Below are 15,751 nucleotides of genomic sequence, written 5' to 3' on the forward strand. Positions count from 1 at the left end.
TCAACGGATATCGAGCGAAACCGAGATCCCGCTTGACCATCGGAATAGATCTTGGCCCATCCTCCAATCCATTCTATCCTGGTTCTTGCCCAAATCTTAGTCCATCCTCTCATCTCGTACCCTGAGCGGCGTCGAAGGGCATCCTGGTTCTTACCCAAATCTTGGCCCTTCAGTTGGGTGAGCGGCGTTGAACACCAATTCCCCCAACATCTTCTGTTACCGAACCCAATTGTTTGGGATAATTGCTTAACTTTACGCCATCAAAATTTAAGGCGTGTCAGATAGCATTGTAATCATTCCTACATACAACGAAAAGGAAAACATAGAACGAATCATACGAAAGGTCTTTTCATTAGAAGTAGATTTTCATATCCTTATCGTTGATGATGGATCTCCGGATGGAACTGCAAATATTGTGAAAGAACTTCAGGCTACTGAATTCGCTGATCGGCTCTTTATCGAAGAAAGAAAAGGTAAGCTGGGATTAGGTACAGCCTATATCCATGGATTCAAATGGGCTTTGCAGCGTTCATACGAATTTATCTTCGAAATGGATGCCGACTTTAGCCATAATCCAGATGACCTGATCCGTCTTCGCGAGACCTGTAAAGCTGGGGTTGCCGATATGGCGATTGGTTCCCGATATATCAAGGGTGTGAATGTGGTTAATTGGCCTATGAACAGGGTTTTGATGTCGTACTTTGCATCGGCTTATGTTCGGTTGATTACCCGAATCAAAATCCAGGATGCTACAGCAGGATTTGTTTGCTTTAGGAGAGAGATTCTAGAAACCATACCTTTAGACAAAATAAAGTTTGTGGGCTATGCCTTTCAAATTGAAATGAAGTTCACAGCCATACAATATGGTTTCAATGTTGTGGAAATTCCTATTATTTTTACAGATAGGACCTTAGGTACCTCTAAAATGAGTACCAAAATCTTTAAAGAAGCTTTTTTTGGAGTTATTCAAATGAAAATCAATAGCTTGTTTAAGAAATACGAGAGATAATTGTTCACTAAAGATTTGTTTTCCAAGATATGAATGAAAACCTTGACCCCAATCCTGAAAGATTAACCTCGACTGATAAAGACTTGGAGAGGGTGCTTCGTCCGCAGACTTTCGAAGATTTTACCGGTCAGGCTAAGATATTGGAGAACCTTTCCATCTTTGTTAAAGCAGCTAAGCTCCGTGCTGAAGCGCTTGACCATGTACTTTTACATGGCCCTCCCGGATTAGGAAAAACCACCTTATCCTATATTATCGCCAATGAAATGGGAGTAGGGATCAAAATAACATCAGGACCTGTATTGGATAAGCCAGGAGACCTAGCAGGGCTCTTGACCAACCTGGAGGAAGGTGATATCCTTTTTATCGATGAGATACACCGTTTGAGCCCCTTGGTGGAAGAATATCTGTATTCGGCAATGGAAGATTTCAAAATTGACATCATGCTCGAAGCGGGACCAAATGCGCGTTCTGTGCAGATTTCTCTGAATCCTTTCACCTTAGTGGGAGCAACGACACGTTCTGGCTTATTGACTGCACCGCTGCGAGCTCGATTTGGAATCAATTCCAGGTTGCAATATTATGATTCCAAGCTTTTAACGGATATCGTCATGCGTTCTGCCCAGATTTTGAAAGTTCCAATATCGGAAGAAGGAGCCTTTGAAATTGCCAGAAGAAGTCGAGGAACCCCGAGGATAGCCAATGCTCTATTGAGAAGGACCCGTGACTTTGCGCAGATCAAAGGAAACGGATCTATTGATAAAGCTATCGCTCAATTTGCCCTTAATGCCTTGAACGTGGATGAACATGGCTTGGATGAGATGGATAACCGCATCCTAAGTACCATTATCGAAAAATTCAAGGGTGGACCTGTTGGTTTAAAAACCATTGCTACGGCCGTGGGAGAAGATGAAGGGACGATTGAAGAGGTGTATGAGCCATTCTTGATCCAAGAAGGCTATATCATGCGGACCTCGAGAGGAAGGGAATGTACGGAATTAGCTTTTAAGCATTTAGGAAAAACACATTTCAATAAAGGGAATACCTTATTTTAATCCCATTTTGCTAATCTATTTAAGATATAGGTATCTCTGCTTTTTAAGGCAGGGGTATTTTCTTTTTCCAGGTGCAGTTCAATGATCAGCTTTAGTTCCTTTGCAACCCATTCATAGGTGGGTATTAGCCTGAATAGGATATCGAAGGCATTCACCTTTACTGCCACCGGACAATCATTAAGATCAATGATCGCAAAGCTCTTTTCCAAGATGATTTCTTTCTCCTTTTCGCTTAAGGTGATACTTGTGTTGGATTTTGATAAAAGCCACATTAATAGTTTAGTATAACTCCTTAAGCTGCTCCAATTATTTAGGTTCTGGTAATTTGTGATCAATCGTTTATAGATAGCATTAAAATGTTCTGGGTTCTTCAATAGGATATGTTCCATTGCCCAGGAACTGCGAAAACACAGCCTTGGATTTTCCTCATCCATGCTCCAACGAAGTAGGTGATCAAGACTGACTACCTGTAGGATTTCCTCATTTAAATCAGAAGCCCCAAAATGCATTAAGGCTTCTATAAATTTATCTTCAGTTTTTTCGCGCATAGTTAGCTTCCTAGATTGGAATATAAAATAAGGAGAAAAACTGCTTATATAAAAATGGAATTTTTATTTGAGTGGTTTTTCCCGATTCATTTCCATCATGTCTACTTCATTCATTTCAGAAGCACCTAAGAGATGCTGACTGAAGTAATCTGCCATTCTCCAAAAGAAATATTCGGTCATATCTCCAAATCCATGTCTTTGTCCCGGCAATAATAGGAAATCAAACCTTTTATTGGCCCTGATCAAGGCATCTACCATGCGGATAGAATTCGCTGGATGGACATTGTTGTCAATATCGCCAGTTACGATCAATAATTTTCCTTTTAAGTTCTTTGCCAGTTCCGTGTTCCGCTGGATATTATAGCTGAAGGTTGTATCGCCTTTTGCACTGATCTCTTCCTTGACACCGTGGTGCCTTTCGCTCCACCAACGGTTATAGATGTTGTTTTCATGGTTACCTGCACCAGAAACAGCCACCTTGAAGAAATCTGGATATACCAACATGGCAGCCGTAGACATGAAACCTCCACCTGAATGCCCTGTAATCCCTACTTTACTGATATCTATGAACGGATATTTATCTGCTAATTGCTCAGCTGCTACTTTTTTATCTTCTAATCCATAATCGCGTAGGTTTCCATATCCATAGGTATGGTACCATTTTGAACGGGATGGATGTCCACCACGGTTTCCAACGGAAACAACGATGAAGCCCATCTGTGCCAGCCTGTCAATCCTGTCCATGGATTTTCCAAAGCTCTTGTTTACGGCCTCAGTTTGTGGTCCTGGATAAACGTACTCAATGATAGGGTAGGTCTTGGTTGAATCAAAGTCGAATGGCTTATACATCACACCATATAGATCGGTTATCCCATCTCCAGCTTTAACCTTAAAGGGCTCAGGGAATTTATAGCCTGCTGCAAATAGGTTCGACAGATCCGTCTCCTCCAGTTTCATAATCAATTGTCCGTTAGCATTGTATAGGTTGCTAACTGGAGCTGTATTTACCCTAGAATAATTATCAATGAAGTAATTGCTGCTTTCACTGCTTACTACCTGATGGTCGAAATCCCCTGGGGTCAATAATTTAATCGCACCGCCGCTCTTATTTACGGAGTAATAATACGAATAGTAAGGATCGATATTTTTTTCCTTGCCATTGGCCTTGAAGTACAAGGTTCCTGTGGCCTCATTGTAACGGGTCAAATCGTCACAGTGGAATTCACCTTTGGTGATCTGATTGATCATTCTACCATTTTTATCATACAGATAGAAATGTCCCCATCCATCTCTCTGGGACCAATGGACAAATTGACTGCCATTATTGACGAAATAAGGCTTCTTGATATCTTGGTAGACATTCGAGCGCTCTTCTAATACCGTTCTGCTGTTACCGTTCACATTTACCGCCACAATATCTATACGCTTCAGGTCGCGACTAGACCTAGCTATATAGAATTCTTCATCGTTCCCCAACCAATAGTTGATGAAATGCTTGCCTTTGAAGCTTTCTTTTGTCCTGTCCTTGTTCCAATTACTGATGGTTTGGTTTTTGAAAGCTGCTACATTGATCTGCTTTGCTTTTAAGGTATTACTGTCGAATAAATAAAGCTCAACTTCAGTAGAATCCGTTTCACCTGGCATCAGGTATTTGTAGGTTTCCAAGGTAGGGCGTTTTGCTGCTACATTGTTGATCACCCATAATGCGCTGTATTCTCGGTTATCTTTGCGGGTCAAAGTGAAGTATTTTCCGTTAGGTGACCAATTGATCCAAACAGGTTTTCTTTTTTTCTTCTCTTCATCCTCGGATTTCTTATCACCTGTCGTGACACTATATTCATCACCACCCCAGGCATAGTATTGTACACCATCTGTGGTGATCTGATGCTCAACTATTGTGGAATCCTTTTCATCTTTTTGGGCTTTTAGGTAATTGCTATAATCCATCCAATATAGATTATAGTTCTTGGCATAATAGACCCTGCTGGTATCAGGATTGAAATTTGCCCAGAACAGTTTGGTCTTTTCCTTACTGTCTTCTCCTAATACCCTTAGATTGTTGTTGCTGATATTATATTCGAAATAATACATCTTCTTTTTGATGGTATCTTTCTTGTTCGTCAGCTTTTGGATTTCTTCTTTTGTTTTTACCGTATCCTTTGTGCTTTGCACCTCGAATCGAATCAGGTTTTCATTATCCATGAAACGAAGGTTCCTGATCTCTAGATGTTGTGCATCAAATGGGTTTTTGACAATGGAAGTGATCCTGGAAGCCATATCGGCATGGTCAAACAATTCAGATTTCTTTTTGGTCTTTGGATCCACCAAATACCATTTTTTGCCTGATGGACTATTGTATTCGTACCAGAATTTATCGCCAAAATTTATCCAATTGGGATTGATCTCTGTAGAGAAGATCAATTTACTAAGTTTGCTTGGAGAAAACTTAGAAGCTAATTGGTAGTTTGGTTTGGTTAAGGTAGATTTTTCTTGTCCTTGTGAAATTGCAAAACTTAGCAATAGGACAAAGGTTAAAAAATGCTTCATTTGAGTAATTTAGTCAATATTTGATTCAGCGAAAATATCCAATTATTGACCCAAAAAAGAAGCTATCTTGTATTATTTTTGATAGGATTAGGCTTCGTAAAACTTTTCGTTGAAATTAACTAGGAAAAGCTCTTGGGTTGCACGGGTGATGGCCGTATATAACCAGCGCATGAACTCCGTGTTCAGCATTTCATCGTTCATGTACCCTTGGTCCACGAAAACCAATGGCCACTGTCCACCCTGGGCTTTATGACAGGTTATTGCATAAGCAAACTTGATCTGTAGGGCATTGTAGTAGGGGTCTTTTTTGATGGAATCCATCCTGTCCTTTTTGGCAGGGATGTCCTGATAATCCTCGGCGATACTGTTATATAGTTTCTGTTGTTGCTCGTAAGGCAGATTTGGCGAATCTACATAGAGACTGTCCAATAAGACCCGACATCGGATCGCATCGCCTTCATTGTTGTCCATAAACTCGAGGTAGAGGTCGGCAAACCTAAAGCCGTGCATCTCATGTACATTACTTACTTTCTTGATGACAGCCATATCCCCATTGGCAATGAACCCGGTGTTTTTCTCGTCATTGTCCTGTAACCAATAATAGTTATTCTTGACCACCATGATAATGTCACCCCCGGTAATTTCCTCATCCCTAAAGAGGATCTGGTTTCGGATATGCTGATTATAAAGGTTTGCTGATTTATTGGAACGGCAAATGACCATGGAGTTTTCGATGCCAAATTTATCATAGGCATAGTGCAATCCTTCAATCAGCCGCTCACCATTCATCCGGAATATATCCTTGAAGGCTCTGGTGACAAACTGTGGATAGCTGTATTCCACAAACTCCTCATCCAATCGGATCTCATTCCTGATTTTGGTGGCATTATAGAGAATTCCTGAATTTTTGTCCTGACGTACCACATCGGTCATTTCATAGGTGAATATCTGCAAACCGAATTCTGCATTCATATATTCAGCGTCCAATGCGGGGCTCTGTTCCAAGCCTACGGGAGGCAGCTGCGCCGTATCACCAACCAGCATCAAGCAACAATTCTCACCGGATTGCACAAACTCGATCAGGTCATGCAATAGTCCATTGGAAAACATACTATGACCTTCATTGCTGATCATGGATGCCTCGTCAACAATAAAAAGTGTGTTTTCGTGTATGTTGTCAGCTAAACTGAACTGCATGTCCAGAGACACCGCATTCTTCTTTCTGTAGATTTTTTTATGGATGGTCAGTGCATTCCTGCCGGAATAGGAGGACATCACCTTGGCAGCTCGTCCTGTTGGTGCCAATAATACCGAACGCTTTTGGAATTTTGGAAGTGTTTTGACCAATGCACTGATGATGCTGGTCTTTCCTGTACCTGCATAACCTTTTAGTATAAAGCATGATTCCTCAGAAAAGGTATGCAAGAATTCCCCCAGTAGGGCAAATACCTGTTCCTGCTGTTGCGTTGCTTGGTGTGAAAACTGTTGTAAAAGGCTGTTTTTTATCTGCACAACCCAAAGTTATCCAAAAGGTTGGTCAATCCAATTTTAAAAACTAATTTTGTGTTTATACCATCTGCAAAGAATGAATTATACTTCAAAACAATTTCATATTCATTATATAACGCAATACACCCTGATCGTTAAAGCAAATTATCAGTATGATAAATTATATGTTTTAGATCAAGACAATCAACTTTTGCTGTACATGAACTTTGAAAGCCATAATCCTTCTGAAGAGGCACTCAAATTATTGAGCTTACCCTTTCAAAATGTTTATGTCAGTATTCCAAGCCATACCCTGACTTTTGTTCCCGATGACCTTTATCAAGAAGTGGATTTGGAGAAATATCAGGAATTTATGGAGAATCCTGCTCAGGAAATGAACCGCACTTCGATCGATTTCTTGCAAATCCAAGCATTTTACCAATCGGATGTACTGTTGCATCACCGATGGAAAACACTTTTTCCTGACGCTAAATTTGTTCCTGAATTTAAACTTAACCTGCTTCAGGCCAGACAATTCATTCCTTTAAAAGGGGATGTGCTAGGTGTTGTTTTTGATGATAACTCAGCTGATATCTATCTATTTATCAATGGTCAGTTCAAGTTCTATAATACCTTTGAGATTGTAAGTGATGATGACCTGAGTTATTTTATCTTGAACATCTTCGATAATTTTGGAATTGAAGGAAAGGTAAACAAGGTCCTGTATTCGGCTATCCATGCCGACCAATCCTTTATTCAAAAATTGAGAACCTATTCTAACGAACTGATTGAAATATCGGCAAGTAAACCAGCTGTTTCTTTAGATGATGAATCTGAGGATTATAACAAAAGCTACTTAATAGATTTACCTACATGCGAATAATAGGAGGAAAGGCTGCCGGACTGCGGTTAAACCCTCCGCAAAACCTTCCTGTAAGACCAACGACGGATATTGCAAAAGAAGCCCTGTTCAATATCTTGAACAATAGGATTGATTTTGACGGACTGGAATGCTTAGATTTATTTGCTGGAACAGGTAATATATCTTTTGAATTGGCCTCTCGAGGCGTAAAGAAGGTAAGTGCTGTTGATTTGCATGGAAAATGTGTCCTATATATCACGGAGACTTCTAAAAAATTAGATCTTTCTCAGATCAAAGCGAGAAAGGCGGATGTTTTTAAGTTTATCAAAACGGATAAGGAAAGTTATGATTTGATTTTTGCAGATCCTCCTTATGATTTAGGTCAATTGCCTATGTTGGCATCCATGGTTCTTGAAAATAACCTCCTAAAGGATGGAGGACTTTTGATTGTCGAACATCCTAGTAACCGCAAAATGATCGATCATCCCAATTTTGTCGAAACCAGGCAATATGGGAATTCTTCATTTAGTTTTTATTCAAAATAATTATGAAAATAGCTGTCTTTCCAGGATCCTTTGATCCTTTCACTATTGCCCATCAGGATTTAATAAAAAGAGCATTGCCTCTCTTTGATAAAATATATATAGCTATTGGTGTAAATAGTTCCAAAGTGGGAATGATGGATGTAGAAAGCCGCCGATCTTCGATTTCGGACCTTTATAGAGACAATGATCAAGTGGAGGTCGAATTCTATAACGGTCTGACTGTTGATTACTGTGAATCGATTGGTGCTAATTTTATTTTAAGGGGGCTGCGAAATGGTACCGATCTTGATTACGAAAATATCATTGCTCAGAACAATTTGTTATTGGCCCCTCAGATCGAGACTTACTTTTTGGTAAGCAGGAGCGGAGAGGCTCATATTTCTTCTACTATTGTTCGCGATATCTGGAAAAACAATGGAGATATCAGCCACCTTGTCCCAGATGTCATCCTGCAGTATATCAAGAAGTTAGATTAGGTTTATCCTGACTTTTTGTCCCTTGATCTTACCGTTAGTGCCATTTTTGACAACTTTATTGGCGACTTCTGAACGGATAGCCACATAAGAATCATGAGGTTTCACCACGATCAAACCTAAATCTTCTTTGCTAATCTCCGGTAAGTTCAAGATATATCCTACGATATCGATTTTGTTTACCTTCTGTTTCTTTCCGGCATTGATTCTTAAGGTCTTAAATTCTGGTTCTTCAGGAATAGGATAGAAGCCATCCAATTCAAGGGTCTCCGCACCTTCTAGATAATGGGCTGCACGATCTTCATCGGTCAGGATTCCGTATATATAGCCTTTTTGTCCATTTCTGCCTGCACGTCCATTTCTATGGATAAATTCATCCTCCTTATATGGGAATTGATAGTGTACCACATGGTTCATTTCAGGGATATCCAAACCTCTGGCAGCTAAATCCGTGGTCACCAAAATGTTCTGGCTACCATTCTTGATCTTAATAATTGTCAACTCACGGATAAACTGTTCCAATCCTCCATGGTAGGGAATGCTCTCGATTCCTTTTCCTTCCAATATCTCGGAAATATTATCTACAGCCTCCCTATGGTTACAGAAAACCAAAACCCGTTCGTTCCCAATTTTACAAAGCAATTTGAACAGGGATTCCAGTTTTAATTTAGTACTGCTCATGACCTTATAATAAGTCAAGTCTGGCCTTAAACCATGATTATCTACATAATCCAATTTAATTGGATCATTCAATTCCAGAAACGCTGGAATTTCTTCCATATCGGTTGCAGAAGTCAGGATCTTATGGTTCACATCTCTACATGCCCTGACGATATAGCTTAATTGGTCCTGAAAACCTAATTCCAGTGATTTATCGAATTCATCCAATACCAATGTATGGCAACCTTCCAAAAGTGTAGGAACGCGGTCGATATGATAGATGATCCTTCCGGGAGTACCGATGATCAAAGCAGGCTGCTGTTTTATTTTATCTTTCTCCAGTTGGCTGTTGTTTCCGCCATATAATAAGGCAACATTGATAGCACTGTTCATTTGCTTGATAACCGATTCGATCTGCAAAGCTAGCTCACGAGTAGGCACAACGATCATGGCTTTAGTACCTTTACTGATGTTGTCACCCAATAATTTGAACAATAATAAGCTAAATGCTAGGGTCTTACCAGAACCAGTAGGAGAAAGGAGTACAAGGTCACGGGATGTACTGAACTCTTTTAATACCTCTTCCTGCATAGGATTTAGTGCTTCGATGTTCAGATTTTTTAGATAGGTGTTCAAATGTTGCATGGACAAAATTATCATTAATGATCGGTATTTAAGCTTCCGAAGGTAAATTGAGCAAAAAAATTATAGGTTTGATTTTTTGGCATAGGTTTTGAGTATAAGATAGTATTCATAATTTAGGTTAATAATTGGTTAGTTAAGGATTGAAATCTCCCCGATTTCAATCCTTTTTTCTTTAAGACTAATTTGACCTTATTCGAGACATATTCCGAAATATTGCAAAATGGATAAAATAATTTCAAACAGATGTTCGAATGTGTCCCGACTATGTCTCGAATATGGTTAGGATAGAAACTATGGAATTGACAGAATATTATCCTCCTTTGGGAAGGGAATTGGTGAACTTTTCTTTCCTTCGGTTACCACCTAATTGTTGTCCTGAGGGTTTAAATTTTGATAAAATTTATCGGAAGGTGATGACCGCATAATAGAAGGCAAAAAAATGTTTTGTTTAATTTCAGAGATATAACCCCTTTTGGGGTTCCATTATTTTAGCTGACATGGCACGTTAGCCTGAAAGTCGCGCAAAAACGATGTTCGATTAATCGAACATCGTTTTTGCATTAGTCCTATATTGTTTACCATCCATGCTAAAATAATTCATCCCCTCCGAGGGATGTATGGCGGATAAAAAATATTCTTTTGGAATATAAATATAGGTCTAAATACCTAGAAACACAGTTCTATCAAACTTGCCATTGGTTAGCAGGAAAGATCTCGGAACAATGCGAACCAAATTTAGTTATGATTGCATTGGCGTACAGCTCCTTTACCTTCGGTTGCCACCAAATTGTCGTCCTGACGCAGGAAGGATCTCGGAACAATGCGAACCTAAATTTAGCTATGATTGCCTTGATGTATAGTACCTTTACCTTCGGTTGCCACCAAATTGTCGTCCCGACGCAGGAAGGATCTCGGAACAATGTGAACCTAAATTTAGCTATGATTGCATTGGCGTACAGTTCCTGAACCTTCGGTCCAGAATGACAGGTAGTTTTGGGAGGAGAACCGTACAGATTCCTCACTGATCGTTCAGAATCAATTGCGCTAAAGAGGGATTCAGAGTGAAACGAAGACTCTATTTTTGTTTTATTTTTGGAAATGCTGTCTTTTCGATATCGTAAGATGAGAAAACCATTTTTTATGTTTTATGCCCATTCTAAAGATTTTTAAAAAAATATTTCACTCCCTCCAGGGGTTCTCCATACCAACGATCTGGTCTCTACAAATATTTCACCCCCTCCAGGGGTTCTCCATACCAACGATCTGGTCTATAAATATTTCACCCCTTCCAGGGGTTTTCCCTATAAACTAACGTTATCCTTCTGCTGTAATTCCTTTAGCAATAAACTCATTTCCCTTGCGGAAAAATGGAAAGAAAGACAAGCTCAAGTGCTGGCAATGAATAAGGTGTAAATTTTATTGAATTGTGATAAAATTATGAGAATTCCTATTGGTTTATTCAAAGGAAAGAGCTTAAATTTAAAATAAAATATTTTTAAATATTCGCTGCTCATGGGGGTAAAACAGGGGATTATTTAGAAAATCTGTTTTGCTGGAAAGCTAATTTTGCATAAAAGGCATTCCTTTTGCTTAACAGTAGCGTAACATTATAAGAATACAAACAAAATCAAGCGTTATGATTAAAAGAATTAGCGTACCATTACTGTTGGTGTCAGCCTTGTTTATTACCTCATGTGGTGTAAGCAAGAAGACTCACCGAGCTTTGGAAGCTCAATATAAGGAACTGGGTGATAAATATAATCAGAGTCAGTTAGACCTTGCAGAAAGTAAAACCAGAGTGAAGAGCTTGGAGGAACAACTTGAGCAAGAACGCAAAAACAATGCGGGATTAAGAGAGGCCTTAGCTAAACTTCAGGGAACATTGGATAATAGTATCAACCAAAATACCCAAGGAAATGTCAATATTTCCAAATTGGTCGATGAAATCAATGCTTCCAATAAATACATTCAGCACTTAGTAAACACCAAACAAAAAAGTGATTCACTTAATATGGTGTTGACAAATAACTTGACCCGTTCCTTAAGTCGTGAAGAAATGAACGACGTGGATGTTCAAGTTTTAAAAGGTGTGGTTTATATTTCATTGTCTGATAATATGTTATATAAATCAGGTAGCTACGAGATTTCAGACCGTGCTGGTGAGACCTTGTCGAAAATTGCCAAGATCATCCAAGATTACAAAGATTATGATGTGCTGATCGAAGGTAATACCGATACAGATCCAATCTCAAAACCTAATATCCGCAACAACTGGGATTTAAGTACATTGAGAGCATCATCAGTCGTTCAAGCCTTGCAGAACACCTATGGAGTTGATCCTAAGCGTTTGACAGCCGGTGGACGTGGTGAATATAACCCTGTCGCCAGCAATGCTAGCGCAGATGGTAAATCTAAAAACCGTAGAACACAGATTATCATTACCCCTAAACTGGATCAGTTTATGGAGTTGATCGATAAAGCTCCTGAAACCGAAAATTCAGAAGTTCCGGTGGATACAACATCGTTTTAATTAAAACCACAAAGGGATTCGTAAATGACTCCCTTTGTGGTGTTTAGACATAACACAAAAGACACAAGACAATAGAACGTTCTTGTGTCTTTTTTTTGGTTTGAACCAGGATTGGGGTTCGACGGTTATCGAGCGAAGCCGAGATGCCGCTCACCCAACGAGGATTTGGGGTTCGACAGGCTCACCCACCGGATAGACCAAGATCTGGATTTGAACCATGATTAAAGGATTAGAGGAAAGACCAAGATCTGGATATGAATCACGAATAAAGGGATTAGGGAAGTGTTTTTTGTTTACTCTTATTCTGAACGATCAGTGAGGAATCTGTACGGTTCACCTCCAAAATGTCCTGTCATTCTGGACCGAAGGTCCAGGACCTGTACGCCAATACAAACTATAGTTTAGATTCAAATTAACTATAGTTCCTAGATGTTTCGTGCCTTAACATGACAGGTGTGGATATAATAAAGGGCATAGTTCCGAGATGTTTCGTGCCTAAAGATGACAGGTGTGGGGATAATAAAAGGCAAGGTTCCGAAATATTTCGTGCCTAAACATGACAGGTGTAGGTATAATAAAGGGTATGGTTCCTAGATATTTCGTGCCTAAACATGACAGATGTGGGTATAATAAAAAGCATGGTTCCGAGATGTTTCGTGCTTCACATGATAGGCGTTAGAAATGCTCTAATGTCTTGTATCTGATGTCTTAAGTCTCAATTAGTTTACCCAAACATCAACATCAGCGACGATATTATCACCAATGCCAGAATAACGATCTTAAATTCTTTTTCGGGAATGATCTTGACAAGTTTTATGCCGATGTAGCCTCCTAGAAGGATAAAAGGAATGGCAAGGCAATTTAGGATGATGCCTTCCCAGGTCAGGTTTTTCCAGACAAAAAGCTGAAGGGGTATTTTGGAGAAGTTGAGGATCATGATGAACCAAGCTCCAGTTGCGACCAAGGTTACTTTGTTGAGCTTGCGGGTCAGCAGGTAAATGGTGAGGGCTGGGCCTGCTGCATTGCCGATCATCGTTGAAAATCCGACCAAGAGACCGAAGGAAGGAGAATACCACCAATTGTCCGTGAAATCCTTAGCATCTTGGTTTTTCTTGGCTTTGTTGGTTCCCCAGATCATCAACAGGACGGAGATAAAGATACAGGCCCCCATGATAAACTTAAAGGTGCCATCGTCAATATATTCACCGACAAAGAGACCTATAAAAAGTCCTATCATGGAAAAAGGGAGCATGGATTTGATTTCGGACCAAATAAATTGTTTCCTATAATAGATCACTGCGAGGAGATCCGCCATGCAGAGGAGAATCAGAACGATCCCTGTAGAGAATTTGGCTCCAAAAAGTAAGGCAAACATTGGAATGGTAAAAGTTCCTACGTTCTGTATGCCGGTTTTAGAGACCCCAATGAGTATGGCACAGAAAAAGTAGAGAATCCATGCAGCTGGAGAGGGGATCAGTTCTAATGCATTATCCCACATTCTCTTTGTAAAGTGATTTTAACCTGTCGACATTCATGTTTTTATAGTTGTCGATATAATCGAGGCAAACAGGCAAATCTTCCTTCTTATGGGAGCTAAGGACCCCAATGACATTCATATTGGCATTCAGGCCAGCAGTAACACCGGAAAAAGAATCTTCAAATACAAAACAGTTTTGGGGATCCATATTCAGGTTATTTGCTGATTTCAGGTAAACTTCAGGATGAGGTTTGTGCAGTTCCACATTTTCGGATCCGAGGGTTGACTTAAAGAAACTTCGGATGTCCAGGGCGTCCAATATCAAGTCCATATTAGCACGAGGAGCAGAGGTAGCAACCCCAAGTTTAATGTCGTTGTCTTTTAAGTTGCTCAGGAAATCTGGAAGGAAGGGGATTGGTTTGGCTTCCACTTTATAAATTTCCCTGAACAGACCTTCTTTTTCCATTTCAAGGTTTAATAGTTTTTGTCCTGCAATGGGTCTTTTAAAGAAGTGGGTAAATATATAGCTGTTATGTTTGCCATACATATGTTTTTCAAATTCCTCATCGGAATAAGGGATTTGGTACTTATCAAAAAATGCTTCAAAGGCTTTGGCGTGGTATGGATTAGTGTGGGCAATTACACCATCCATATCAAAGATGACGGCTAATTCTTTCATTGGGGCAAAAATACAAATATTATCTTTAAAACTGCTTTAATTCAGTAGTTTGGCTAATTTTCTTTGATTCTGTCGCCAAGCATGATATAGGCTTGGTCAATGAAATTATAGAATGCGGAACCTGGATTGGATCTCGGCTTGCCACCGATACCATGACCTAAACGAACGATGATCAGGTCGTCCTGCGGGACTGAAATAACATATTGACCTAGGTGGCCATCCATATAGAAATAATCTTTGTCCTTGTATTTGCCTATCCACCAGCCATATCCATATTCCGGAGAGTCCGCAAAGGTATTGGTAACCGATTGTTTGATATAGGCAGAGTCCAAAAGCTGCTGACCATTCCATTTTCCGTGGTTCATGTACAGTTTGCCGAATCGGGCAAAGTCGCGGGCATTGGAGGCTACGCAGCAATAGGCTTTTTCAATACCGTATTTTTTGCTGTCAACCTGCCAAAGTGCCGTATGCTCAGCGCCCATTGGCTTCCAGAAATATTGGGAAAGCAATTCCGATAAGCTCTTTTTTGTAGCTCGCTGCAATGCAATTCCAAGTAATTGGGTATCCCCACTTTTATAGATGAACTTTTGTCCCGGTTGGTTGTTGATGGGGAGCTGGTCTAAAGTTCCAACGATATCTTTATCAAAATACAGTCTTGTTGTGATGGAAAATGGGTCGTAATAGCTTTCGTCCCATTTCATACCGGAGCTCATGGAAACGAGGTCAACCATTTTAAGGGAGTCTGCATAGGGTCCGATCAGTTCTGGAACAAAATCCTTGACTTTCTGTTGCAAGCTCTTTACCTGTCCGCTTTCAATTGTTTTTCCCAAGAGGGCAGCGACCATGCTTTTGGCCATGGAGAAAGAGTTGGATCGGGAGGAATCAGCATATCCTCCATAATACTCTTCAAACCAGATACTGTCTTTATGGATGATCATATAGGCCACAGATTTCCATCTGTCATGTATTCTCTTCAGGCTATCGGTTATTTTTACGCTATTATATTCTTTGGAGATGTTCCAGGGCTGAGGGGTTCCGGTTTCAATTTCATGGTTGTCGAAAAAACGATAATCATCGAGATAGGCGGTTTTATGGCCATGTAGGTAAGTGACATAGACCCCTTTGAGCAGAAAGTCTTTTCCAGTGGCATATAAATACACAACAGCGATGAGGAGAACCGACACCAGGGCGATTCCCAACCATTTAAGGAGCTTCAAAATAATTTGCATACGACAG

At 40.0% G+C, this 15,751-nt stretch carries 14 protein-coding genes; 7 read left to right on the plus strand and 7 right to left on the minus strand.

Annotated features, from left to right (window positions below):
• The first annotated feature begins 274 nt into the window (after positions 1-274).
• The gene (locus RT138_RS02170; RefSeq protein ID WP_313189333.1) at positions 275-1,009 is read left to right on the plus strand and encodes a polyprenol monophosphomannose synthase; all 735 of its coding nucleotides are present in this window, start codon (positions 275-277) and stop codon (positions 1,007-1,009) included.
• Positions 1,010-1,038: 29 nt separating this feature from the next.
• A complete protein-coding gene (gene ruvB / locus RT138_RS02175; RefSeq protein ID WP_313189334.1) occupies positions 1,039-2,061 on the plus strand; it encodes a Holliday junction branch migration DNA helicase RuvB in 1,023 nt (340 codons plus the stop codon).
• On the opposite strand, the gene RT138_RS02180 is transcribed toward ruvB, so the two are convergent.
• The 3 genes from RT138_RS02180 to RT138_RS02190 all read right to left on the minus strand — a co-directional run bounded on the left by RT138_RS02180 (position 2,058) and on the right by RT138_RS02190 (position 6,668).
• Positions 2,058-2,609, minus strand: coding sequence for a hypothetical protein (locus RT138_RS02180; protein ID WP_313189335.1), 552 nt, complete (start codon positions 2,607-2,609; stop codon positions 2,058-2,060). The genes ruvB and RT138_RS02180 overlap by 4 nt on opposite strands.
• 63 nt (positions 2,610-2,672) lie before the next feature.
• Complete coding sequence (locus tag RT138_RS02185; RefSeq protein WP_313189336.1) at positions 2,673-5,156, minus strand: DPP IV N-terminal domain-containing protein; 2,484 nt, start codon at positions 5,154-5,156, stop codon at positions 2,673-2,675.
• A gap of 87 nt (positions 5,157-5,243) precedes the next feature.
• Positions 5,244-6,668, minus strand: coding sequence for an AAA family ATPase (locus RT138_RS02190; RefSeq protein WP_313189337.1), 1,425 nt, complete (start codon positions 6,666-6,668; stop codon positions 5,244-5,246).
• A 73-nt stretch (positions 6,669-6,741) separates the two neighbouring features.
• Between RT138_RS02190 and RT138_RS02195 the strand changes: the two genes are divergently transcribed.
• From RT138_RS02195 to coaD, 3 genes are read left to right on the plus strand one after another with little or no spacing between them, the layout of a single operon-like run.
• Positions 6,742-7,527, plus strand: a complete 786-nt coding sequence (locus RT138_RS02195; RefSeq protein ID WP_313189338.1) for a DUF3822 family protein — start codon at positions 6,742-6,744, stop codon at positions 7,525-7,527.
• On the plus strand, positions 7,518-8,051 hold the full coding sequence (rsmD, locus tag RT138_RS02200; protein ID WP_313189339.1) for a 16S rRNA (guanine(966)-N(2))-methyltransferase RsmD: 534 nt from the start codon (positions 7,518-7,520) through the stop codon (positions 8,049-8,051). Before RT138_RS02195 ends, rsmD begins: the two co-directional genes overlap by 10 nt.
• Positions 8,052-8,053: 2 nt before the next feature.
• A complete protein-coding gene (gene coaD, locus RT138_RS02205; RefSeq protein ID WP_313189340.1) occupies positions 8,054-8,527 on the plus strand; it encodes a pantetheine-phosphate adenylyltransferase in 474 nt (157 codons plus the stop codon).
• Here the strand turns inward: coaD and RT138_RS02210 are convergent.
• The gene (locus RT138_RS02210; RefSeq protein ID WP_313189341.1) at positions 8,519-9,829 is read right to left on the minus strand and encodes a DEAD/DEAH box helicase; all 1,311 of its coding nucleotides are present in this window, start codon (positions 9,827-9,829) and stop codon (positions 8,519-8,521) included. The genes coaD and RT138_RS02210 overlap by 9 nt on opposite strands.
• A gap of 639 nt (positions 9,830-10,468) precedes the next feature.
• Here RT138_RS02210 and RT138_RS02215 point away from each other — a divergent pair.
• Together RT138_RS02215 and RT138_RS02220 are read left to right on the plus strand one after the other, a co-directional pair.
• Positions 10,469-10,795, plus strand: a complete 327-nt coding sequence (locus tag RT138_RS02215) for a hypothetical protein (protein WP_313189342.1) — start codon at positions 10,469-10,471, stop codon at positions 10,793-10,795.
• Between the two features lie 670 nt (positions 10,796-11,465).
• Positions 11,466-12,359, plus strand: a complete 894-nt coding sequence (locus RT138_RS02220; RefSeq protein ID WP_093096626.1) for an OmpA family protein — start codon at positions 11,466-11,468, stop codon at positions 12,357-12,359.
• A 724-nt stretch (positions 12,360-13,083) separates the two neighbouring features.
• On the opposite strand, the gene RT138_RS02225 is transcribed toward RT138_RS02220, so the two are convergent.
• The 3 genes from RT138_RS02225 to RT138_RS02235 are packed head-to-tail and all read right to left on the minus strand — an operon-like array spanning position 13,084 to position 15,744.
• Complete coding sequence (locus tag RT138_RS02225) at positions 13,084-13,857, minus strand: sulfite exporter TauE/SafE family protein (RefSeq protein WP_313189343.1); 774 nt, start codon at positions 13,855-13,857, stop codon at positions 13,084-13,086.
• Entirely contained in the window at positions 13,847-14,515 is a 669-nt protein-coding gene (locus RT138_RS02230) for an HAD family phosphatase (RefSeq protein WP_313189344.1), read from the minus strand. Before RT138_RS02230 ends, RT138_RS02225 begins: the two co-directional genes overlap by 11 nt.
• Positions 14,516-14,568: 53 nt before the next feature.
• Positions 14,569-15,744, minus strand: coding sequence for a serine hydrolase (locus tag RT138_RS02235; protein ID WP_313189345.1), 1,176 nt, complete (start codon positions 15,742-15,744; stop codon positions 14,569-14,571).
• Positions 15,745-15,751 lie beyond the last annotated feature (7 nt).

This window comes from Sphingobacterium sp., assembly GCF_032065005.1.
Classification (GTDB): domain Bacteria; phylum Bacteroidota; class Bacteroidia; order Sphingobacteriales; family Sphingobacteriaceae; genus Sphingobacterium.